Below are 22,047 nucleotides of genomic sequence, written 5' to 3'. Positions count from 1 at the left end.
TCCAACGCCTGCTTTCATGACCTATCCTACTGATCTGCTTCACCAATGCCAACAGCGCCGCGTCTCACAGCGTATCCGCCGCCCGGACCTCACCGAGCTGCGTGCTCAGCTCCATGCGGCCGGTGCCTCGTCAGGGCTCGATGAGGCGCTGGCCACTGACCGGCACCGACTCTTCCCGCCGACGGCCACCCTGGAAACCTTTGTGTCGCAGGTGCTGGATGCTGATGGCTCCTGCCAGCAGGCCGTCAATCGCCTCATGCTGAACCGAGAGCGTCCCGGGAGTGTTCGCACCGGCGCTTACTGCCGCGCTCGCCAGCGCTTGCCGGGGACGGTGGTGGCTGACCTGGCGCGGTACTTGGGTCGTTCGCTGGCCAAGGACGTTCCCTCTCGGTGGACGTGGCAGGGCCGGCCCATCAAGCTGATTGACGGGACGACCGTGTCGATGCCGGATACGCCAGAGAACCAGCAGCAGTTCCCTCAACAAACCAGCCAGACACCTGGCCTCGGGTTCCCGGTCGCCCGGCTGGTAGCCATCATGGACCTGAGCAGTGGCGCGGTGCTCAACGCCGCCATGGGGCCAGTCAAAGGCAAGGGAACCGGCGAACATGCGTTGCTGCGGGGGATGCTCGACACCTTTGAGCCAGGCGACATTGTCATCGCCGACCGCTACTTCCCCGCCTATGCCCTCATCGCGGAACTGGCATCTCGCGGCGTCGATGTCGTGATGCGCCAGCATTTCGCCCGGAAGACCGACTTTCAGGCCGGCACGCCACTGGGGAAGAAGGATCATATAGCGACCTGGCAGAAGCCCAAGGCGCGCCACGCGTGGATGAGCCAGGAGGCTTTTAATGCCTTGCCTGAAAGCCTGCCAGTGCGGGAGCTGGCGGTAGGCGGTACGATCCTCATCACGACGCTATGCTCGGCGAAGCACGCCCCCCGACAGCAACTGCAAGCCCTCTACAAGGGTCGCTGGCAGATCGAGCTGAGTTTCCGCGACATCAAGACGACGCTGGGGATGGAGGTGTTGCGCTGCAAGACGCCCGCCATGGTGGAGAAGGAAGTCTGGGTGTATCTGCTGGCGTACAACCTGGTCCGTCGGGTGATGGCCGTCTCCAGCAAGTGGGCGGACTGCTTGCCACACCAGGTCAGTTTCAAGCACAGTGTGCAGCTTTTTAGGCAGATAGCGCCATGTTCGCCTCTAACAGAGGCAGAGTACCAGCGTGTGATGCAGCAGATGACGACGATTCGGGTGGGTCAACGACCGGATCGGTTGGAGCCAAGAGCCATCAAGCGGCGACCTCGACCCCACCGGTTATTGCAAATGCCCCGCCACGAAGCACGTGAACAGATTCGCCAACACGGTCATCCGAAAAAGCTTAAGTAAGTACCATTCGGGTCTGACCCTGAGGGAAACTTAGACAATATCCAGCGGCGTCTTGCAGTCGGGGGCGGGGAAGGCGGCGTCGAGGCGCTCCAGGGCCTCGTCGGTCAGGGCGATCTCGAGAACCCTGGCGTTCTGCTCCACGTGCTCGAGGCCGGTGGCCTTGGGGATGGCGATGACGTCCCGGCGGCGCTCGCCCTGCGGGTCGGCGACGGGGCGGATCGCCCAGGCCAGCAGCAGCTGGGTGGGGGTGATGCCGAGGCCGGAGGCGACCTCCAGCAGTTCCGGGTGGGTGAGCAGCTCCCGGCGCAGCTGACCCCCCTGAGCCAGGGGGCAGTAGGCCATGGTGGGAATGCCGCGGGCACGCTGCCAGGGCAGCAGCGCGTGCTCGATGCCCCGGGAGCCCAGGTGGTAGAGCACCTGGTTGACCGCGCAGGCCTCGCCGCCGGGCAGGGCGTGGAGGTTGGCCATCTCGTCCACGTCGAAGTTGGAGACGCCGAAGCGGCGGATCTTGCCCGCCTCGCGCAGCCGCTCGAAGGCCTCCAGGGTCTCCTCCAGCGGGATCTCGCCGGGCCAGTGCAGCAGATAGAGGTCCAGATAGTCGGTGCCCAGGCGTTCGAGGCTCGCCTCGCAGGCGGCGATGGCCGCGTCGCGCCCGGCGTTCCAGGGGTAGACCTTGGAGACCAGGAAGGCCTCGTCCCGCCGGCCCAGCAGGGCGCGGCCGACCACCTCCTCGGCGCCACCGTCGGCGTACATCTCGGCGGTATCGATCAGGGCGAGCCCCAGGCTCAGGCCGTGCTGCAGGGCGCGCACCTCGTCGCCCCGCGGCGCCAGTCCCTCGCCCATGTACCAGGTGCCCTGGCCGATGGCGGGCAGCGCCAGGGCGGGCGCGTGGGGGGTGGCGGGAAGCGTGACGCTGGGTGGCGGAGGCAGTGGCATGGGGGCTCCTCGAAGGTGCAAGGGGGGCTTTTCTGCCACAATAGCAGCTTGTTTCCGCCGCCGTGAGAGCCCGCCATGCCTGCCGCCAACGCTGCCTCCCCGGCCCTGGCCGCCACCCGCGCCTGGGTCGAGACCTTCGTGGTCGCCCGCAATGTCTGTCCCTTCGCCGGCCGCGAGGTGGCCCGTGACAGCATCCGCTACGTGGAGGTGGGCGCCGACGACTGGGAGCGTGCCCTGCACGCCCTGGCCGCCGAATGCGAGCATCTGGATGCTCATCCCGAGGTCGAGACCACGCTGCTGGTGCTGAGCGAGGGCCTCGAAGCCTTCGACGACTACCTGGACTTCCTGGGCCTGGCCGAGGCGCTGCTGGAGGCCCAGGGCTATGCGGGGACCTACCAGCTGGCGAGCTTCCATCCGGACTACTGCTTCGAGGGGGCCGGTGAGGAGGACGCGGCCAACTATACCAACCGCTCGCCCTGGCCGCTGCTGCACCTGCTGCGCGAGGCGGGCCTCGAGCGGGCGCTTGAGCACTACCCGGATCCCGAGGCGATCCCCGAGCGCAACGTGGCGGCCATGCGAGCGTTGGGCGAGCCGGCCCTGGCGGAGGCCCTGGCGAGGCTGCGTGACGGTTCGGCGTGATGCCGACTACACTCCCTTGGCGAGACAAGCCAAGTGTCGAACGCGACGAAACAAGATCAAAGGAGTCACCGTCCCCATGACCATCAAGCGAACCGGAAGCGCCGTCTGGCAGGGCAGCCTGCAGCAGGGCCAGGGCAAGACCTCCACCGCCAGCGGGGTGCTCAGCGACACCCCCTACAACTTCGGGCAGCGCTTCGAGGAGGCGCCGGGCACCAACCCCGAGGAGCTGATCGCCGCCGCCCACGCCAGCTGCTTCTCCATGGCGCTGTCGATGATCATGGGGGAGGCGGGGCTTGAGCCCGAGCGCATCGCCACCGAAGCGGCGGTCACCCTTGAGAAGGATGACAGCGGCTTCAGCATTACCGCCGTGCATCTCACCACCCGAGTGAAGAGCCCCGGTGCCGAGGAGGCGGCCTTCCAGGAGGCGGCGGAGAAGGCCAAGGGGGGCTGCCCTGTCTCCCGGGTGCTCAACGCCGAGATCACCCTGGACGCAAGCCTCGAGGGGTAGCGTTCGGGCGAACTCGCTGGTCCGACGGCCACCTTCGGGCGGCCGTCGCCACGGCGGCCGTCGGCGTCAGGCCTCCTGCCGCTGACGGGCGGCCTTGACCAGGGCGCGAATCAGGCGCTGCTGGGGGCGGTTGAAGATCAGCCACTCCGGGTGCCACTGCACGCCGATCAGGAAGTCGTGATCCCGGGACTCGATGCCCTGCACCAGCCCTTCCCGGTCCCGGGCGACGATCTCGATCCCTTCGCCGGTCTTCTGCACCGCCTGGTGGTGCAGGCTGTTGATCCGGCACCAGCTCACCCCGAGGATACGGTGGAGCCGGCTGGCGCCGACGATATCCACGGTCTTGCGCGGCAGCACGGTGCGCCGTCGCTTGATCCCCTCATGGGTGGTGTAGATGTCCGGGTCCAGGGTGCCGCCGCGATAGACGTTGATCAGCTGGGCGCCGCGGCAGATGCCGAGCACCGGTACCCGGCGGGGAATGAAGGTCTCGAGCAGCTCCAGCTCCAGCTCGTCGCGCTGGGGGTCCACCCGCACGTCCAGCTGTACCTCGGCGTCGTAGAGGTGGGCCTGGATATCGTCACCGCCGCCGATGATCAGCCCGTCGAGCCGCTTGGGCAGCGGCCGCGAGGGGGAGAGGCGCAGCGGGCGACCGCCGTGGCGCCACACCGCGAACCAGTCGAAGAGCCAGGCGATCTGGCTCTTGTCGTCGGAGGTGGTGATACCGATCAGGGGGCGCGGTTCGCTCACGATGCCCCCGCCCAGCCGCGCATGCGCAGCCATAGCCGGGCCAGCGGCGAGCGGGTGTGCTTGGCCACGTAGCCCGCGCTGCGCTGCTGCAGCAGCTCCTTGTCGGCGGCCAGCTTCTCTACCTCCAGCCAGCGGTTCCACTCCACCACCGAGCCCCAGCCGGGCTCCGAGAGCCGCGCATCGGGCAGCCGGTAGTGGAAGGTGGGGCGCGGCTTGACCAGCCGGTTGCGGAAGAGCTCGTGGGGGTAGCCCGGACGCAGGTGGGCGAACAGCGGTGTCATGTCGAGCTCGCGGTTGCGGGTCGGGTTGTCCGCCAGGTAGTCGCCGATCAGGGTGTCGAGGTCCGGCGCATAGCGGGGGTCGAGCACCTTGAGGGCGTAGGGCCTGGGGAAGGGGTTGGCGTGGGGCAGCACCTCCCGGGTGATGTCCACGTCGATCTGCTCGCGCAGCCACTCGGCGGTGAGCATATAGGCGCGCAGGTGGTCCAGCACGCTCGCCACCTCGAGGCTCGGCACCTCGGGGTTGAGGTGCAGGCCGAAGCCGTAGAGCAGGCTGGCATCGGTGCCTTTGGCGCCGTGCTGGCGCAGGGCGTCGAAGAGGGCGTCGAGCTCGTCGAGCTCGTCCCAGGGCACCGGCGGACAGACGATCTCCGTGGGCACGAGCCCGGTGACCACGTCGCCGATCAGCTCCCGGGTGCGGGTATGGAAGTCCAGGCGCATCTGGTGGCGCTGGCGCTCCCACTCGGTGTCGTCCCTGGGCCGCGCATCGAGTACTTCGGCGTCGGGGTGGGCATACTGGGTATCGAGCTCGATCACGAACTCGCCCCAGCGGGTCTCGGCCACCCTGAGCCGGTGGGGGCTGACGGTGACGATCTCGCCGCCGAACAGGTCGCGGACCAGCTCGGCGGTGTCCCGCGGCGGCAGGCCGGCGAACTCGATCTCGACCCCGACGCGGCGAATCTTGCCAGCGGAGTTGTGGGGTTCGGGTGGCGGGAGAGGCGTCATGGCGGCATCCTGTGCGTGACCGATGGGCTCGCGTCGAGCCTAACATATTGTTGCTGCTGCGCATCGCTACCGATACGGAGAGAAGATGTTCCCACCACTGCGCCGATGCCTGTTCCTCTGCCTGCCGTGGCTGCTGCTGCTCCTGCTGGCGCTGCCCGCCCAGGCCCAGCAGCTGGGCCTACCCGGGCTCGCGGGCGGTGGCGAGGAAGCCGTCGAGCATGATCCCCGGGCCTTCCAGGCTTCCCTGGACGAGGTCATCGCCACCCTCGAGGACGCCGAGCGGCGCGGCCAGCTGCTGGAGAGTCTGCGCGACCTGCAGGTGGCCCACGGCGAGGCGGCGGAGGAGGCCGCCCTGGCACCGCGCCAGGGGCTGCTCGGCGCCCTGGCCGAGACCCTGAGCGACCTGGGGGAGCAGGCCGAGTCGGGGCACTCTCCAGTGGACCAGTGGCATGACCAGCTCGATCAGGGCTGGCGGGACTTCAGCGGCCTGGTGAGCGCCACCGAGAACGCCGACCTGGTGCGCTTCACGGTGGAGGGCGCCGTGCTGCTGGGCATCTGGGCCGGCCTGCTGGTGATCTTCATCGCCCTTGGGCGGCTGCTGGCCCGCCGCCGGGGCTGGCCCCTGGACCTGCCTCGGGACCCGCGGGCCTGGCTGCTCACCGTGCACTTCCTGCGCCGCATGCTGCCCTGGGCCCTGGCCTTCGCCCTGATACTGGGGATCGCCCAGCTGATTCCCGAAAGCTCGGGGCGCACCATGGCCCTGGTGGTGGCCTATATCGCCCTGTGCGGGCGCACCCTCTCGGTGGTGGTGGAGACCTTCATCTCGGTCTTCACTCGGGGGCATCGCTTCGTGGCGGTGCAGCTGATCCAGACCCATGGCCTGCGCCCGCTCTTCGTCATCGGGGCGCTGATCGCCCTGGGCGACGCCTTCAACTCCGGGCGCCTCAGCGACCTGATCGGGGAGGAGCTGGCCGGGCTGCTCTCGGTGCTGGCCAACATGCTGGCGGCGCTGCTCAGCGTGCGCTTCATCCTGCGCTTCAAGCGCCCCATTCAGCACATCATCCGCAATCGCCCCTGGCGCGAGCGCCGGGAGAGCAGCGGCGGCGCCGGCGTGGTCAGCGTGGTCGGCAGCCTCTGGCACGTGCCGGCGCTGCTGCTGGTGGGCGGCTCCCTGGTGGCGATCTTCGTCACCGGCGGCGACGTGGGCACGGCGCTGGCCCGCTCGATCATCTCGGCGGCGCTGCTGGTGCTGGCGCTGGTCATCACCGGCCTGCTGCGCCGCCACGGCGAGCGGCGCGGCAAGCGCAACAAGCGCCGGCGCATCAGCCAGTATCGCCAGCGGCTGGAGCGCTTCGGCTACGTGCTGGCCCATGCGGCGACCTGGCTGGCCTTTGCCGAGGCCTCCACCCAGGTGTGGGGCGGCTCCCTGCTCGGCATCGGCCAGCAGGGGGTGGCCAGCGCGCGCATCGGCCAGGCGCTTTTGGCCATCGGCTTCACCGTGCTGCTGGCCTGGCTGGCGTGGATCTTCGCCGATACCGCCATCCAGCGCACCCTGGCCAGCTCCGCCCGCTCCCGGGGGAGGCGCGTCAATCAGGCCCGGGCCCAGACCATCACCCCGATGATCCGCAACGTCATCTTCACCACCATCGTGATCATCGCCGCCATCGTCGGACTGGCCAACCTGGGGGTGAACGTCACCCCGCTGCTGGCCGGTGCCGGCGTGATCGGTCTGGCCATCGGCTTCGGCGCCCAGACCCTGGTGCAGGACCTGTTCACCGGCATCTTCATCCTCATCGAGGACTCCCTGGCGGTGGATGACTTCGTGCTGATCAATGGCCATATGGGCACGGTGGAGGGCCTGACCCTGCGCACCGTGCGGCTGCGCGACCTGGATGGCGTGGTGCACATCATCACCTTCAGTCGCATCGAGTCGATCCACAACATGTCGCGGCAGTTCGGCATCGCCCTGATGCGTATTCGCATCCCCCACGAGATGAAGATCGACGACGCCATCACCCTGATGCAGGAGACCGCCCAGGCCCTGCGCCAGGACCCCATGATGCGCCACCATATCTGGTCGCCCCTGGAGATGCAGGGCATCCAGGCCTTCGAGGAGGGCTGCCCGGTGCTGCGCATGCGCTTTCGCACCGCGCCGGAGATGCAGTGGGACGTGGCCCGTGCCTTCAACCTGCTGCTCAAGCAGCGCATGGAGGAGCTGGGTCTCGACCTGGCCATGCCGCGTCTCAACGTCAGCATGCAGGGCCTCGGTGGCGGTCGCCTGGATGGCAGCGGCGACCACGCCGACTCCCAGGCCGACTCTCATGCCGACTACCGCGATGCGGCGGGTCGCACGCCGGGCCAGGCCGGTGCGGCCGACCCGGCGGGTGATACCAGTGCCCGCGGCGCCTCGCCGGACCCCGGCCAATGATCAGCGTTCGTCGCCAGGACAGCTTTCACCTGCGCATCACCCGGGTGCTGCAGGAGGAGACCTCGCACAAGCTGGACCTCTTCCTCTTCGTGCCCGGAGAGCTGGGGCTCGGGCCCAATGTCCTCTCCGAAGAGGACTTCTACCATGCGGCGATCCACGTCAAGCGCACCTACTTCAGCGACCGCTACCGGCTGCCGCTGGTGCTCAGCCGTCTGGCCAAGCGGGGGCAGCTGGCCCAGGAGCACTACCGCCTGAGCATGAGCCTCTACGCCTACCAGTACGTGGTGGCCCTGGAGGGCTCCACCCAGCCGCTGCTGGAGGCGGCTCGCGAGGCCCGCCGGGCGGAGAAGGCGAAGGAGAAGGGCGGCGGAGAGGAGGGCGATGAGGCCCTCAAGGCGCAGCTCGAGGAGCACGCGGAGCTTGCCGTGGGCATCCTCAAGCGGCTGCGGCGCCAGGAGCCCGAGGAGGAGAGCCTCAATCGCTACTACATCACCATCGACAACTACCTCTCCTGGTTCACCGAGCAGCGCCTGCTGGCGCTGGTGGCCAACCTGCCCCGGGGGCCGCGCTTCCGGGAGATCCGCGAGCGCCTGATCGCGATCTGCCGGGACGAGGGCGCCTACCGGGAGGCCCAGGAGTACAACTCCGAGCGGGTGACCCGGGACCCGACCCGGATGTCCAACAAGATGCGTCTGCTGCGCCGGCTGATCGAGTACCCGGTGACCCTCAAGCAGAAGACTCAGGAGCTCGGCGGCGGCGAGCAGAAGGCGGTCAAGGCCCTGGCCACGGCGGTGGTGATGGTGTTCGTCTCGCTGGGGCTCTTGCGGGTGCGCGATACGCTGTCGGACATCACCGTGCTCTTCGTGCTGGCCATGGCGGGCCTCTACGCCCTGCGTGAGGTGTTCAAGGACGACCTGCGCAACACCCTCTGGCGTCTGCTGCGCCGGGGACGACCCAAGTGGCGCCGCCAGTACCTGGACCCGACTCGCAGCGTGCCGGTGGGCCGCCAGCTGGAGTGGTGCGACTACACCCGCTTTCCCAAGCTCGACGAAGAGATCAAGCGGGTGCGCAAGCGCAGCGTGGCCCAGCGCGAGGAGGTGGTGCTCCACTACCGCTCCAGCTCGCGCATGTCGCCGACCCGCTTCCTGAGCGGCTATGACCGCACCCGGGAGACCCTGACCCTGGACCTCTCCCCGCTGGCGCGCCTGATGGACAAGGGCAGCCATCGGGTCTATCGGCTGGAGGAGGGGCAGGTGGTGCGCGAGGAGGTGGAGAAGCGCCACCTGATCAACCTGGTGATCCGCGAGGTCCAGGGCGACCGGCCGGCGACCCTGCAGCGTTGGAAGGTGGTAATGAGCCGTTCACGCATCGTCGATGTGGAGGAGGTGCACGCCGAGGGGCCTGGCCATGAGGGCTGAGGCTTTGGGCGGCGCCTGCAGGGTTGACGCAGCGTTCGGCAGTACCGCCCTGGATCAATGCACCGGGGCCGGCTCCTTGCTATCTTGGAAGGGTACTCAATTCCCTGGTGGAGAACGCCCGATGCAAGCAGCAGATGTCATGACTCAGAACGTCATTACCGTGTCGCCCGACAGCGAGGTGCGCGAGATCGCCAGCCTGCTGCTGGAGCACGGTATCAGTGCGGTGCCGGTGGTGAACGAGAGCGGTAAGGTGCTCGGCATCGTCAGCGAGGGTGACCTGATGCGTCGGGTGGAGAACGATACCCTGGGTCGCAAGTCCTGGTGGCTCAAGTTGTTCGCCGGCCACGATGCCGCCGACTACGTCAAGTCCCACGGCCGCCGTGCCCAGGAGATCATGACCCCGGACCCGCTGACCATCGGCGAGGACATGCCGCTCCACAAGATCTCGCGGCTGCTCGAGAAGCATCACATCAAGCGGGTGCCGGTGGTGAAGGAGGGCAAGCTGGTGGGCATCGTCAGCCGCTCCAACCTGCTGCGCGGCTTCTCCGTGGCGGCCACCGAGGCACAGGTGACCCGAGACGATCGCGAGATCCGCGAGGCGATCCTCAAGGAGGTGGACGACAACACCGGGGTGCTGGTGGATCGTCTCAACGTCATGGTCTCGGAGGGCAAGGTGCAGCTCTGGGGGCTGGTGGAGAACCAGCAGGAGAAGATGGCGGTGCAGGTGGCCGCCGAGAATACCCCCGGCGTGAAGGCGGTCGACAACAATCTGGGCTTCGTGCCCCGGGGCGTGGGCAGCCTGTAACGGCCAGAGGCGCCTGGTGGGCAGGTAAAGCGCAAGCGGGGCGGCCATGGGCCGCCCCGCTTGCGTCAGGTGCCTGCCGAGGCAGAGCGCGCTGCCGGCTCACGCCTCGCTGGGAGAGACCGACTCCACCTGGGCAACCCTCTCCAGGGCCCCGCGCAGGTGGGCCAGGCTGCGCTCGCGGTCGTGGAGCTTCTCCAGGCCGAACAGGCCGATGCGGAAGGTCTGGAACTCGTCGCCTTCGTCGCACATCAGCGGCACGCCGCCGGCCACCTGCAGGCCCGCCTCGGCGAACTTGCCGACGATGCCGGCGTCCCGGGTGTAGCTGACCACCACGCCGGGCGCGGTGAAGCCCGGGGCCGCCACGCTGCGGTAGCCGAACTCCTCGAGCAGCGCACGCACGCCGTCGCCCAGGGCCTGCTGCTCGTCACGCACCTTCTCCAGGCCGTAGGCCTCGATCTCGTTCATGACGTCGCGCAGCCTGACCAGGCCATCGGTGGGCAGGGTGGCGTGATAGGCGTGCCCGCCGCCCTCGTAGGCCTCCATGATCGAGAGCCATTTCTTCAGGTCGCAGGCGAAGCTCGTGCTGGTGGTCTCGTCGATGGCCTCCCGAGCCTGGCGGGAGAGCATCACCATGGCGCAGCAGGGCGAGGCGCTCCAGCCCTTCTGGGGGGCGCTGACCAGGACGTCGACGCCGAGGTCCTGCATATCGACCCAGATGGCGCCGGAGGCGATGCAGTCCAGCACCAGCAGGCCCCCCTCCTGATGGATGGCGTCGGCCACCTGGCGGATATAGTCATCGGGCAGGATGATGCCGGCGGCGGTCTCCACGTGGGGCATGAAGACGATATCCGGCTGCTGGTCGCGGATCGCCTCGATCACCTCCTCGATGGGCGCGGGAGAGAAGGGCGAGGTGGCATCCTGCTCGTCGAGGCGGCGCGCCTTGAGCACGTTGATATCGGCCGGGATGCGGCCCATCTCGAGGATCTGGCTCCAGCGATAGCTGAACCAGCCGTTGCGGATCACCAGGCAGCGGCGCTCCTTGGCAAACTGGCGGGCCACCGCCTCCATGCCGAAGGTGCCGCTGCCGGGCACGATCACCGCGCTGTGGGCGTGATAGACCCGCTTGAGGTGGCCGGAGATATCGCGCATCACCTCCTGGAAGCGGGCGGACATGTGGTTCAGGGCGCGGTCGGTATAGACCACCGAATATTCCAGCAGCCCATCGGGGTCAACGTCGGGAAGCAAGCCTGGCATGTGAATCTCCGTGATCGGGCAGAGGGGCTTCGCTAAGGCAAAGGGCCATGGCCTGAGGATATGCCCATTCGCCAGCCGGAGCCAGCCGCCCCGGGCCGCGCCCGGAGCAGGGTGGGCTCAGTCGTTCTGGGCCGCCTGGATGGCGGTGAGGGCGATGGTGTAGACGATATCGTCGACCAGGGCGCCACGGGAGAGGTCGTTCACCGGCTTGTTGAGACCTTGCAGCATGGGGCCGACGCTGACTACCCGGGCGCTGCGCTGCACCGCCTTGTAGGTGGTGTTGCCGGTGTTGAGGTCGGGGAAGACGAACACCGTGGCGCGACCGGCCACCGGGGAGTCCGGCGCCTTCTGGCGGCCGACGCTCTCGATGGCGGCGGCGTCATACTGCAGCGGGCCGTCGATCGAGAGCTCCGGGGCCCGCTCCCGGGCCAGGCGGGTGGCCTGGCGCACCTTCTCCACATCGGCGCCGGAGCCGGATTCGCCGGTGGAGTAGCTGATCATCGCCACCCGAGGCTCGATGCCGAAGGCCTGGGCGGAGCGGGCGCTCTGCAGGGCGATCTCGGCCAGGGTCTCGGCGTCCGGGTCGGGGTTCACCGCGCAGTCGCCGTAGACCACTACCTGTTCGGGCAGCAGCATGAAGAAGATCGACGAGACCTGGCGATAGCCCGGAGCGGTCTTGATCAGCTGGAAGGCCGGCCGCACGGTGTTGGCGGTGGTGTGGATGGCGCCGGAGACCAGGCCATCTACCTCGTCGAGGGCCAGCATCATGGTGCCGAGCACCACGTTGTCGTGGAGCTGGGCCTCGGCGGTGAGCTCGTTGAGCCTGCCGGCCCGGCGCTCCACCATGGGGGCCACGTAGCGCTCGCGGATGCTGTCCGGGTCGATAATCTCGAGCCCCTCGGGCAGCTCGATGCCGCGGTTGCGCGCCACCTCCTGGATCTCCTCGGGCTTGCCCATCAGCACGCAGCGGGCGATGCCGCGGCGCTGACAGATCACCGCGGCCTCCACGGTGCGCGGCTCGCTCCCCTCGGGGAGCACGACCCGCCTGTCGGCCTGCCGGGCCAGTTGCATCAGCTGGTGACGGAAGGCCGCCGGGGAGAGCCGCCGCGGCTGGCCGCGGCTGAGGGTCTCTTTGAGCCACGGCAGATCCAGGTGTCCGGCCACGAAGCGGGTGGCCTGCTCGGCGCGTTCAGGGTCGTCGCTGGGGATGTCGTTAGCCATGCGGTCGAGGCGCTTGGCGGTATCGAAGCTGTCGGAGTCCACTGCCAGCACCGGAAGGCCGCTGCGCAGTGCCGGGCGGCAGATCTCCACTATGGCTTCGGTTGGTTGCTCGCCGTGGGTCAGTAGGATCCCTGCTAGGGGCACACCGTTCATGGTGGCCAGCGCCGAGGCCAGCAGGATGTCGTCACGGTCGCCGGGGGAGACGATCAGCCGCCCCGGCTTGAAGACGTACAGCGCTCTAGAGGCGCTGCGCGCGCAGAGGCTGGTGCCCATCACGCGGCGGGTAGCGGCCTCGCCTTCATGCAGGAAGCGGGCGTTCAGGGCTCGGGCCACGTCCAGTACCCGAGGGGCTGAGAGGGCATCGTGCCAGGGCACGGCGCCGATCAGCCGGAACTGCTTTCCGTCCAGGGCCGGCAGGTGCTCGCGCAGTGACTCGGCCAGGCGGCCATCGAAGCCGGAGTTGAGCTCCGGCGCTGCCAGGGAGGGCGCCTCCTGTCGCTCGGGAAGCGGCCGCACGCGCATCAGGATGCAGCCCAGAGTGCGCGAGGAGCGGGTCCCGTCGAAGAGCTGGGCGTGGAGATCCAGGGTCTCGGCCAGCTGGCGGGGGTCGCTCAGGTCGCCGTCGGCCACCAGCACCACTCGGGCATCCAGCGCCCAGGCCAGCTCGGCGTTGAGCTGGCCGGCGTAGCTGCTGCGGGGACTGGCCACCAGGCCCTCTACCACCACCAGGTCGGGGGCGTCCTCGCTTCCGGCGACCTGGGCGTGGCGGGCCACCGCCTCCTCCATCAGGTCGGCGATACGGTCGTCGCGCAGCAGCCGCTCCAGTCGCGCCTGGGAGAGCGGTTCCGGCGCGGTAAGCCCCAGGGTGCTGTAGGCGAGTGCCGTGGAGCGGTCGGGGCCGGGACTTGGGCCGTTGAACTCATCCTGTCGGAAGGGGCGCAGGAAGCCCGCCCTTAGTCCCAGGGTATCCAGGGCATGGATCAGCCCCAGGCAGGCGGAGGTGAGGCCGACACCGGCACCGGTGGGTACCAGCAACAGGGTGCGGGGGGGCGGAGCGAGCGCTGGAGGTCATGCGTACGTCTCGTTGAGGAGTTGGCGGGTCTCGAAGGCGATCTGGCCCTCTTCGTCGGTGGGGATCACCCACAGCTCCGGGGTGTCGATGCCGCCGGAATCGATACGGCCTTCCCGGCCGCCGACGGTGTCGGCATTGGCCTGGGCCGAGAGGCCGAGCCCGAAGTGGGGCAGGGCTGCAACCACCCGGGCGCGTACGGCACTGGCATTTTCCCCGATGCCGCCGGTGAAGACGATGCCGTCCAGGCGTGGCAGCGCGCAGGAGAGGGCGGCCAGGGACTTGGCGATGCGGTAGCAGAATACCTCGATGGCCAGCTCGGCGCCGGCGTGGTGCTCGGCGGCGGCCTGCTCCAGGCGGCGCATGTCGTTGGATAGGCCGGAGAGACCCAGCATGCCGCTCTCCTTGTTGAGCAGGGTATCGATACGCTCCAGGGACCAGCCCAGCTGACGGGCCAGGTGGGCGTGCAGGCCGGGGTCCACGTCGCCGCTGCGGGTGCCCATGACGAGGCCTTCCAGCGGGGTGAGGCCCATGCTGGTATCCAGGCTCCGGCCCTGCCAGACGGCACAGGTGGAGCAGCCGTTGCCCAGGTGGGCGATCAGCCAGCCGCCGTGGCTGCGGTAGGAGAGGGCGTCGACCCTGCCGCTGACGAAGGCGTGGCTGCTGCCGTGAAAGCCGTAACGGCGTATACCGTGCTGCACATAGAGGTACCTGGGCAGGGCGTAGCGATAAGCCCGGGTCGGCAGGCTCTGATGGAAGGCGGTGTCGAACACCGCCACCTGGGGCAGCTCTGGAAACAGCGCCAGGGTGGCGCGCACCCCGGTCAGGTTGGCCGGATTGTGCAGCGGTGCCAGGGCGCCGGTGACCTCTATGGCGCGCAGCACGGCGGCATCGATGCGGGTGGCCTGGGTGAAGCGCTCGCCGCCGTGGACGATACGGTGGCCCACCGCCAGTGGGTGGGCATCGCCCAGCTGCTCGAGAATGGCTACCATGGCCTCGGCGTGGTCGGCACCGTTGAGGGAGAGCGAGTAGGCGTTCCCCTCGGCATCCACGCCCTTGAGTCGTGCATCGATGCCGCCGAGGCGCTCGGCCAGGCCCGACAGCCGCGGCTGGTCCGGCGTTTCCGGCACCAGGGCGAACTTGATGGAGGAGGAACCGCAGTTGATCACCAGGATCGGGCCGTCCATTGCTTCTCCTCGGTAGTGAGATAAGACGTTAGGCTAGCATGCGAGCGCCACGACCGGTGTCGAGGGGTCCTGACTGGGATCATGAACGACGCCACCGCCGGCGCTTTTACTTCTCTATCCTGCATGGATACCGTGACATGTCGACACCTGCTGCCGCCTCCGCGGTGCCCAGCCCCTTTCCGCGTCCCCTGGCCCTGGCGCTGATGTGCAGCATGGCCACCCTCTTTGCAGCCAACCACGTGGCGGCCCGGGTCGCCTTCGACGACGGCGCGGGGCTCCTGCTGGCGATCCTGCTGCGATCCGGGGTTGCCGCCGTGGCCCTGATGGCACTGGTGGTGCTCCAGCGCAAGTCGTGGCGGCTGCCCGCCGGCACCGGGCGCTGGCAGCTGGCGGTGGGGCTGCTGGTGGCGGTGCAGAGCCTCTGCCTCTACTCGGCGGTGGCGCGCATTCCGGTGGTGGTGGCGCTGCTGCTGATGAACACCATGCCGATCCAGCTGGCGCTGCTCTCCTGGGCCCTGGGCGGGCCGCGGCCCACCGCCCGGGCGGCGCTGATCATGGGGGTGATCCTGGTGGGGCTGGTGGTGGTGCTGGACGTGCCCGCCTGGCTTGGCGACCTCGAGGCCATGGGGCCCGGCTGGCTCGCCGGGGTGGGCTTCGGCCTGGCCGCCGCCGCCGCCTTCGCGGTGGCGCTCTGGATCACCGAGCACCGCCTGGGCGCGGTGGGCAGCACCCTGCGCAGTCTGCTCACCATGCTCACCGTGCTGGTGGCCATGGTCGCCGCCGGTGGCCTCGGGCTGGTGCCTGGCGGCATGGCGCTGCCCCAGTCTCTGCCGGGCTGGACGGGCCTCGGGCTTCTGGCGCTTCTCTATGCGGTGGCCTTCTCCACACTTTTCATCACGGTGCCCAGGCTCGACATGGCCCGCAACGCCCCGGCCATGAACATGGAGCCGGTGGCCGCCCTGGTGCTGGGCTATCTGGTGCTCGGCCAGGCGCTGACCCCGGTTCAGCTGGTCGGCGGCGGTATCGTGCTGGCGGGGATCGTGGCCCTGGGGCTCTCGAAGCGGGCCTAGCGAGGCGGCATCGCCCGCCAGCGTCGCCCACTGGCGACGCGCCTTGGCGCGCATTTGCACATTTCTGACCTTGAGTCTGGCGTGCCGGGCTACCACACTGAGGCGTGTTGTGGAACAGTGTTCTTTAATCAGGAGGTTGCCATGAAACGCCTTACCCTTGCGGCCGCAACCGCTGCCCTCTTTGCTGCCGGCGCGGCTACCAGTGCCCAGGCCCAGCAGGCCTTCTATCCCCAGCCCTACATCGGCGGCGACGCCATGTTCTGGGACCTCAACCCCGATGGGCCCGCCTCCAGCCGCGATAGCGTCGGCCTGCGCCTCAACGGCGGCATGCAGTTCAATGAGTACTTCGCCGTGGAGGGCCACCTGGGTGGCGGCGGCTCCGATGGCCCCGTCGAGCTCGACTACCTGATCGGCGCCTATGCCAAGGGTATCCTGCCGGTGGCCCCGGAGTTCCGCCTCTATGGCCTGGCCGGCTTCACCGAGGTGGACTTCGATATCGACCGCGAAAGCGGCTTCTCCTACGGCGCCGGCGCCGAGTTCGATGTGGCGCCCCAGCTGTCGATTGGTGCGGACTATATGCGCTACCTGGACAAGTCTGACTACACCTTCGATGCGGCAAGCGTGGGCGTGCGCTATCGGTTCTAATCGGCCCAGTATTTGAGTGCCCCGCGGCAGTCCATGTGCCATGCTGGGGCACTTTACTCATCATCTGTGCAAAGCTGTCTGACCAGAGCGTGCAGGCCGACGCTGTTTGAGCCTTTGAAAAGAAGATTATCGGTATCTTGCAGGTCATGCGTTATTGCTGGCCATGCCCCCTGTCTCGTAGCGTGTGCCGTGCACTCAATGCCGTGAGATGTGAGTGGTGCCTCAAGGCGTGACATCAGTGCTCCTATCAAATGAACACGAGCTGGCCGGCAGGCCAGAATAGAGGGCAAGAGGGCATCATGATATGTTTCTGCTTCGCTGCCTTGTTCTAGCATTTCGCCTAATATCAAGATATTCCTGCCGGCATCACTATAGGCTGCCATGAGTTCGAGAGCTGCACGCATGGAAAGGGGGTTGGCATTATAGGACTCATCGATGATGCGCAGGCGCTTGCCTTTCCATGTGACCTCTATTACTTGGCCGCGCCCATCTGATGGCGAGGTTTTGCTGAAGCCTGTTAGTAACTTTTCAAGCGGTAGCTTGAGGCTGTAAGATAGTGCCAAGCAAACGAGGCTGTTGAGTGCCATGTGCCGGCCCGGTGCACTTAGTCGATAGCTGAAAATGCCGCCCGGCGTGCGAGCCTTGACGCTTTTTCTTTTCAGGTCATAATCCTGAAGAAAAATATCGGAGCATGGGTTCTCTCCATAGGTGATCAGGTTGAGTCCCGCCCTCTTTGCTCTATCAGCCATGTATTCATAATGATCGCTATCACGACAGATTATCGCTGTTTTTCCGCGACTCATTCTCTGGAAGATATTGGATTTTCTCCTTGCTGTATCGAGTGTTGTCTGCCCCTCCTTGAGATGAGAAGTTCCGATATTGGTGATTATGGCGATGTCCGGGGCTACTTGTTTTATGTGAAAGCCGTCGGGCGAGTTTATCGCTGTCACGGCCGCCTCGAGTACGACAAGAGAGGTCGATGGGCTTGCGCTAGCTAGGGAAATAAGCATGCCGCAGCGCGAATTGTAGTTGCCATAGGTGGCGTGTGTGGACATGAAGTTTCCGAATACTGTAGAGATCATATCCACTGTCGATGTTTTGCCAGCACTTCCGGTTACTGCTACCACAGGGCAGGAGAGCCTGGACCTGTTGGCTATACCAATTTCGAGCAGTGCCTGAAAGGAATCGTTGACTTGAAGGACTGGGAAGTCGTCTGGAAGCCCACCTATGGGTCGGGCCACGATGGCGCCGGCCAACCTGTCATGCAGCGAAGGCAGACGCGAATGGCTGTCCCACGGGTTAGAATCAGCCCGCTTAAGATTGGAGTACTGCTCATGACGTGCACGGTCATGATGTGTGTGTGCCACATAGAGCGTAGGAGTGGGCACCATGTTCAGGTGAGATGAAGCGGCAACGATAGAATTGACGTACCATCCCTTGGGAGGAGCGACCAGCCATCGGCCCCCGGTAATGTTGGCGATCTGAGCGGCGTTCCAGGTACCTTCACCGGAGCTGTAAAGGCTGGCAGTAGAAAAGCGGGTCCGATAGCTTGTATGAATCGGAGGCTCCAGTGCGGCAATGTCTACATTGATCAATGTGGGATGCCGATAAACCTTCGACACGCTTTGTTCGCCAAGCACTCGGATCTCAAGCTGATGCGGACCATTGACTAGCTGTTTCATGGGAGGAGGACGGAGCCCGTAAAAGTCGCGGTAGATGTGAGCGGGCTTCCATTCGTTGCTAGGCTGCATCCAGTCACACGGATCATGATCCATGCCCCGGCCCCAGTACGGCTTTCGGGTGTCTTCCCAAGGTACAGCACGGTAATCAAGGCGAAGCGGCTCGTCAGGCTGCTGCATGGAAGTCCACCATGTCTCTACCCAGAGCATGCTTCGCTTGGAGAGCGAACTCGGAGTGACGCGTAGGCCAAGTAGCGTCAGGCCGTTTAGCGTAACAGGCTTGATTCGGCACTCTCTTGGTACATCGTTTGCGAGCCCGGGGCGCTGTGCCTGATAAGCAATAAGTGCTTCAGGTCGATACTGGCGGGATACCTCCTTCTGATGTTTTAATTCATGTTGCTCTTTTACAGCTTGCAAGATCAGGTAGGCGTCATTCTGTTCACATTTCAGCTGAGTGCCAAGTGCTTTGCATCGCTCGGCGTATCGTGTGATCACGGCACTGGCCGGTGCACCCATTAGCCTTCGACTCTTGCCGAAGCCGACAGCCAATGGGATAAAGCGTATCCAGCTGACCCCTCGGCAGGTCAAGCCAAGCTGAAAGATACCGCCATCGGCAGGACGCTGGCGCATCGCATCAAATAGTAAGTCGCCTGCATCGTGAATAATGGGACGGTTGCGGTATACCTCAATGCCTTGAAGGCAGTGAGCGGAGGCGCCTAAGACTGCATCAGCCCCTGCATCTATCAAGGCATGACCTGTTGCAACTTCCTGTGCGTCGGGGGTCTCCAGTCCATTGGCGCCCCAGTGTACAGCAACAATCGCCAAGTCGGCACTGGATTTGGCTTGCTTGATGCGTGGCTGCAGCTCTTTGTACCAACGCTGTGGTTGATTCAATGGAAGATAGGCGATGCCTGGCTGAGCGCTGCCTGCAGCGAAGCGATGCTGGGTCGCGTCAATCGAGAAAATAGCAACCTTCACGTTGCCAGCCTCAAGGAAAACTGGCTCAAAGGCTTCATCGCGGTGCTGTCCGCTGCCGACCTGATCAATGCCTGCTGCTTTCAGTATGGCCTTCTGTTGCAGCAGTGCTTCAGCTCCATAGTCGCCGCTATGGTTGTTGGCGACGGTTACCAGATCAACGCCTGCTGCCATTAAGATGCGGGCCATTTCTGGGCGCGCTCGATAGTAGTAAGGGCCACCTTCACCCTTCGGGGCACCCTGCTCGCCCAGCGTACTGATCACGCACTCCAGGTTGATAACAGTGAGGTCGGCTGCCGATAGCTCAGAAATTGGCAGGATGGAGGCTTCGCCTAACTGGCGGGTGCGATAGTGCTGTCGGCGCCCGAGGTTTACATCGCCTCCCCAGGCAAGCACCCCGTCAGCAGCATAGCGGCCGAAAATATGTGTATTTTTTGTCTGTATCGACGACGTGTCCGGTGGCTCAGTGGAGGCATCAGAGGATAGTTGCTCTACCCGTCTTGAGTGCTGTGTTCCCGCCTGCATCGTCTTTGCTGACATTGTCTACTCCCCAATATTTTTAGGCACCAATATACCAAGAGTTCGGGGGTCGTCGGGCCGCAGTTTTGATACAAAGAGATACAAATGGTGTCAGCAGGCGCTACCGCTTCTGATCGGCAGCCCGCGCCTTCCGCTCTGGCTTGGCCATAGCGCCGTGTCCCCCGAGGCCCTGTGCTCGGGGCGCACTTTTTTAGTGCGCGCCAATGCTGCTTTTTGGTGCGGCTGAGGCCCGCTGGTGCGCATAAAGGGCCCATCCTGCCGTCTGGCACGCCCTGTGCAAGGCATTGGGCATGACTGGCCATCACGATCCGATGCCACGCACCAGATGCCATGCCCCAGGAGCTGCCATGACCGATTCTGCGAAATACACCACGCCTGCCAGCATGTCGCGGGAGAGCACCGACGCCGCCTTTACCCCGCGCCTGCTGTTCACCGACCTGGATGGCTCGCTGCTCGACCACCACAGCTACGACTGGGGCCCGGCGCGTCCCTGGCTGGCCCAGCTCAAGCAGCTCGGCGTGCCGGTCATTCCGGTGACCAGCAAGACCCGCAGCGAGATCGTGCCGCTGCGCCAGGCCCTGGGCCTGACCGATACCCCCTTCATCGCCGAGAACGGCGCCGTGGTCGGGCTGCCGCCGGCCTGGTGTCACGCCCGCATCGACCGTCCCGGCCCCGATGGCCTGGCTATCCGCACCCTGGGGGTGGACATCGGCTTCGTGCGCAAGCGCCTGGCGGTGTGGCGCGAGCGGCTCGGCGTGCGCTTCACCACCATGAGCGAGATGTCCCTCGATGAGCTGGTCGACTACACCGGCCTGCCCGAGCCCGAGGCGCGCCTGGCGCGTATGCGCGAGGGCAGCGAGCCGCTGGTCTGGGAAGATGACGAGTCGCGGCTCGAGGGCTTTCGCGAGGGACTCGCCGGCGACGGCCTGCAGCTGGTGCGCGGCGGGCGCTTCTGGCACGCCACCGGCACCGTGCACAAGGGGAGTGCGGTAAGCTGGCTGATCGAGCGCTTCGAGGCGCTGCGCGGCCGGCGGCCGCTGACCCTGGCGCTGGGGGATGGCCCCAACGATATTCCCATGCTCGAGGCGGTGGATCAGGCGGTGGTGATCCGCGGCTGCCACGGCCTTGACGTGTCGCCGCGGCAGCCGTCGCTCTATCGCAGCGAAGCGACCGGCCCCGCCGGCTGGGCCGAGGGGGTGGCCCACTGGTGGGGGCGAGCCGACCGCCGGGTAATTCCGGCGGTGCTGCGTGAAACGACCCCGGCGCCGCTGGAGGAGAGCCTGCCATGAGCGACTTCCATCAGAACGGCATCATTACTGACTTTCACAACCTGACCCGGCGGCCGGTGGCGGCCCTTGAAGCCGAGCTCTGCGAGTTTGGCCGCCGCCGGCCCATGAGCCTGATTCTGCCTTCGCTCTACTCGGAGCTTGAGGGGCCGGCGCTTGAGCATATCGTCGAGACCCTGGCCGGGGTGCCCTACCTGGACGAGATCGTGATCGGGCTGGACCGGGCCGACCGCGAGCAGTTTCTCCACGCCCGCAAGTTCTTCGCCCGGCTTCCCCAGCGCCACCGCATCCTCTGGAACGACGGCCCGCGGCTGCGCGCCCTGGATGCGGAGCTGGCCGAGCAGGGGCTCTCGCCCCAGGAGCCCGGCAAGGGGCGCAACGTCTGGTTCTGCGCGGGCTATGTGCAGGCCTCCGGGCGCGGCGCCGTGGTCGGGCTTCACGACTGCGACATCCTCACCTACGACCGGGGCCTGCTGGCGCGGCTCTTCTATCCGGTGGCCCATCCCCACTTCAACTACGAGTTCTGCAAGGGCTACTACCCGCGCATCGCTGAGGGCAAGCTCAACGGGCGGGTGTCGCGGCTGATGGTGACGCCGCTGCTGCGAGCGCTCAAGCAGATGCACGGGCCGCTGCCCTATCTGGCGTACCTGGATAGCTATCGCTACCCGCTCTCCGGGGAGTTCGCCATGCGCGCCGAGGTGCTCGACGGTATCCGCATCCCGGCGGACTGGGGCCTGGAGATTGGCGTGCTCTCCGAGGTGCACCGCAACCACTCCACCAAGCGGCTCTGCCAGGTGGACCTGGCCGACTGCTACGACCACAAGCATCAGCCGGTCTCGGAGGAGGACCCCGCCGGCGGGCTCAACCGCATGAGCCTGGATATCGCCAAGGCGCTCTACCGCAAGCTGGCCACCCAGGGGGTGACCTTCAGCGCCGAAGGGTTCCGCACCCTCAAGGCCACCTACTACCGCCTGGCCCTGGACCTGATCGAGGCCTACCACCACGACGCCGTGATGAACGGCCTCTCGCTGGACCGCCACGCTGAGGAGCGCGCCGTGGAGCTCTTCGCCGCCAACCTGCTGGAGGCGGGCAGCGTCTTTCTCGACAACCCCGGCGAGCGTCCCTTCATTCCCAGCTGGAACCGGGTTCGCTCGGCGATCCCGGACCTGCTGGGGCGCCTCCACGACGCCGTGGAGGCGGACAACGACCCCCGCGAGGAGCTGTAAGCTTTAAGCTATAAGCTGTAAGTAAA

17 protein-coding genes are annotated in these 22,047 nt (G+C 66.6%); 10 read left to right on the top strand and 7 right to left on the bottom strand.

Features of this window, described 5'->3' with window-relative positions; translation table 11 throughout:
• Positions 1-16: 16 nt before the first annotated feature.
• Entirely contained in the window at positions 17-1,384 is a 1,368-nt protein-coding gene (locus NHL60_RS13730) for an IS4 family transposase (RefSeq protein ID WP_253444424.1), read from the top strand.
• A gap of 30 nt (positions 1,385-1,414) precedes the next feature.
• Here NHL60_RS13730 and NHL60_RS13725 read toward each other — a convergent pair whose 3' ends face one another.
• Entirely contained in the window at positions 1,415-2,320 is a 906-nt protein-coding gene (locus NHL60_RS13725; protein ID WP_253444421.1) for an aldo/keto reductase, read from the bottom strand.
• 75 nt (positions 2,321-2,395) lie between these two features.
• On the opposite strand from NHL60_RS13725, the gene NHL60_RS13720 reads away from it, so the two are divergent.
• The gene (locus NHL60_RS13720; RefSeq protein WP_253444419.1) at positions 2,396-2,959 is read left to right on the top strand and encodes a DUF1415 domain-containing protein; all 564 of its coding nucleotides are present in this window, start codon (positions 2,396-2,398) and stop codon (positions 2,957-2,959) included.
• A gap of 76 nt (positions 2,960-3,035) precedes the next feature.
• Positions 3,036-3,467, top strand: a complete 432-nt coding sequence (locus NHL60_RS13715; RefSeq protein ID WP_253444415.1) for an OsmC family protein — start codon at positions 3,036-3,038, stop codon at positions 3,465-3,467.
• A 66-nt stretch (positions 3,468-3,533) separates the two neighbouring features.
• On the opposite strand, the gene NHL60_RS13710 is transcribed toward NHL60_RS13715, so the two are convergent.
• Together NHL60_RS13710 and NHL60_RS13705 are read right to left on the bottom strand one after the other, a co-directional pair.
• Positions 3,534-4,214, bottom strand: coding sequence for a gamma-glutamyl-gamma-aminobutyrate hydrolase family protein (locus tag NHL60_RS13710; RefSeq protein ID WP_253444413.1), 681 nt, complete (start codon positions 4,212-4,214; stop codon positions 3,534-3,536).
• Entirely contained in the window at positions 4,211-5,218 is a 1,008-nt protein-coding gene (locus NHL60_RS13705; RefSeq protein WP_253444410.1) for an amidoligase family protein, read from the bottom strand. The genes NHL60_RS13710 and NHL60_RS13705 overlap by 4 nt, the downstream gene beginning before the upstream one ends.
• 85 nt (positions 5,219-5,303) lie before the next feature.
• Between NHL60_RS13705 and NHL60_RS13700 the strand changes: the two genes are divergently transcribed.
• The 3 genes from NHL60_RS13700 to NHL60_RS13690 all read left to right on the top strand — a co-directional run bounded on the left by NHL60_RS13700 (position 5,304) and on the right by NHL60_RS13690 (position 9,869).
• A complete protein-coding gene (locus NHL60_RS13700) occupies positions 5,304-7,646 on the top strand; it encodes a mechanosensitive ion channel family protein (RefSeq protein WP_253444407.1) in 2,343 nt (780 codons plus the stop codon).
• Positions 7,643-9,064 (top strand): hypothetical protein, encoded by a 1,422-nt coding sequence (locus tag NHL60_RS13695; protein WP_253444404.1) that lies wholly within the window; start codon positions 7,643-7,645, stop codon positions 9,062-9,064. Before NHL60_RS13700 ends, NHL60_RS13695 begins: the two co-directional genes overlap by 4 nt.
• A gap of 121 nt (positions 9,065-9,185) precedes the next feature.
• Positions 9,186-9,869, top strand: a complete 684-nt coding sequence (locus NHL60_RS13690; RefSeq protein ID WP_253444402.1) for a CBS domain-containing protein — start codon at positions 9,186-9,188, stop codon at positions 9,867-9,869.
• 99 nt (positions 9,870-9,968) lie between these two features.
• Here NHL60_RS13690 and NHL60_RS13685 read toward each other — a convergent pair whose 3' ends face one another.
• From NHL60_RS13685 to NHL60_RS13675, 3 genes are all read right to left on the bottom strand, one after another.
• Positions 9,969-11,123, bottom strand: a complete 1,155-nt coding sequence (locus NHL60_RS13685) for an aminotransferase class V-fold PLP-dependent enzyme (protein ID WP_253444399.1) — start codon at positions 11,121-11,123, stop codon at positions 9,969-9,971.
• A 117-nt stretch (positions 11,124-11,240) separates the two neighbouring features.
• Positions 11,241-13,379: a phosphate acetyltransferase gene (gene pta, locus NHL60_RS13680; protein ID WP_367399329.1), complete on the bottom strand. Its 2,139-nt coding sequence runs from the start codon at positions 13,377-13,379 to the stop codon at positions 11,241-11,243.
• Between the two features lie 33 nt (positions 13,380-13,412).
• Positions 13,413-14,600, bottom strand: a complete 1,188-nt coding sequence (locus NHL60_RS13675) for an acetate/propionate family kinase (RefSeq protein ID WP_253444396.1) — start codon at positions 14,598-14,600, stop codon at positions 13,413-13,415.
• 137 nt (positions 14,601-14,737) lie between these two features.
• Between NHL60_RS13675 and NHL60_RS13670 the strand changes: the two genes are divergently transcribed.
• The gene (locus NHL60_RS13670) at positions 14,738-15,670 is read left to right on the top strand and encodes an EamA family transporter (RefSeq protein ID WP_253444393.1); all 933 of its coding nucleotides are present in this window, start codon (positions 14,738-14,740) and stop codon (positions 15,668-15,670) included.
• Positions 15,671-15,811: 141 nt separating this feature from the next.
• Positions 15,812-16,315 (top strand): porin family protein, encoded by a 504-nt coding sequence (locus NHL60_RS13665; protein ID WP_253444390.1) that lies wholly within the window; start codon positions 15,812-15,814, stop codon positions 16,313-16,315.
• Between the two features lie 53 nt (positions 16,316-16,368).
• Here the strand turns inward: NHL60_RS13665 and NHL60_RS13660 are convergent, their stop codons facing one another.
• Positions 16,369-19,509, bottom strand: a complete 3,141-nt coding sequence (locus NHL60_RS13660) for a CapA family protein (protein ID WP_253444387.1) — start codon at positions 19,507-19,509, stop codon at positions 16,369-16,371.
• 383 nt (positions 19,510-19,892) lie between these two features.
• On the opposite strand from NHL60_RS13660, the gene NHL60_RS13655 reads away from it, so the two are divergent.
• Positions 19,893-20,798, top strand: a complete 906-nt coding sequence (locus NHL60_RS13655) for a mannosyl-3-phosphoglycerate phosphatase (RefSeq protein ID WP_253452205.1) — start codon at positions 19,893-19,895, stop codon at positions 20,796-20,798.
• Positions 20,795-22,021, top strand: coding sequence for a glycosyl transferase (locus NHL60_RS13650; RefSeq protein ID WP_253444384.1), 1,227 nt, complete (start codon positions 20,795-20,797; stop codon positions 22,019-22,021). The genes NHL60_RS13655 and NHL60_RS13650 overlap by 4 nt, the downstream gene beginning before the upstream one ends.
• Positions 22,022-22,047 lie beyond the last annotated feature (26 nt).

The organism is Halomonas sp. Y3 (assembly GCF_024137965.1).
GTDB lineage: Bacteria > Pseudomonadota > Gammaproteobacteria > Pseudomonadales > Halomonadaceae > Halomonas > Halomonas mongoliensis.
The sequence above is the reverse complement of the archived record's forward strand: the minus strand, read 5'-3'. Positions and strand labels throughout refer to the sequence as shown.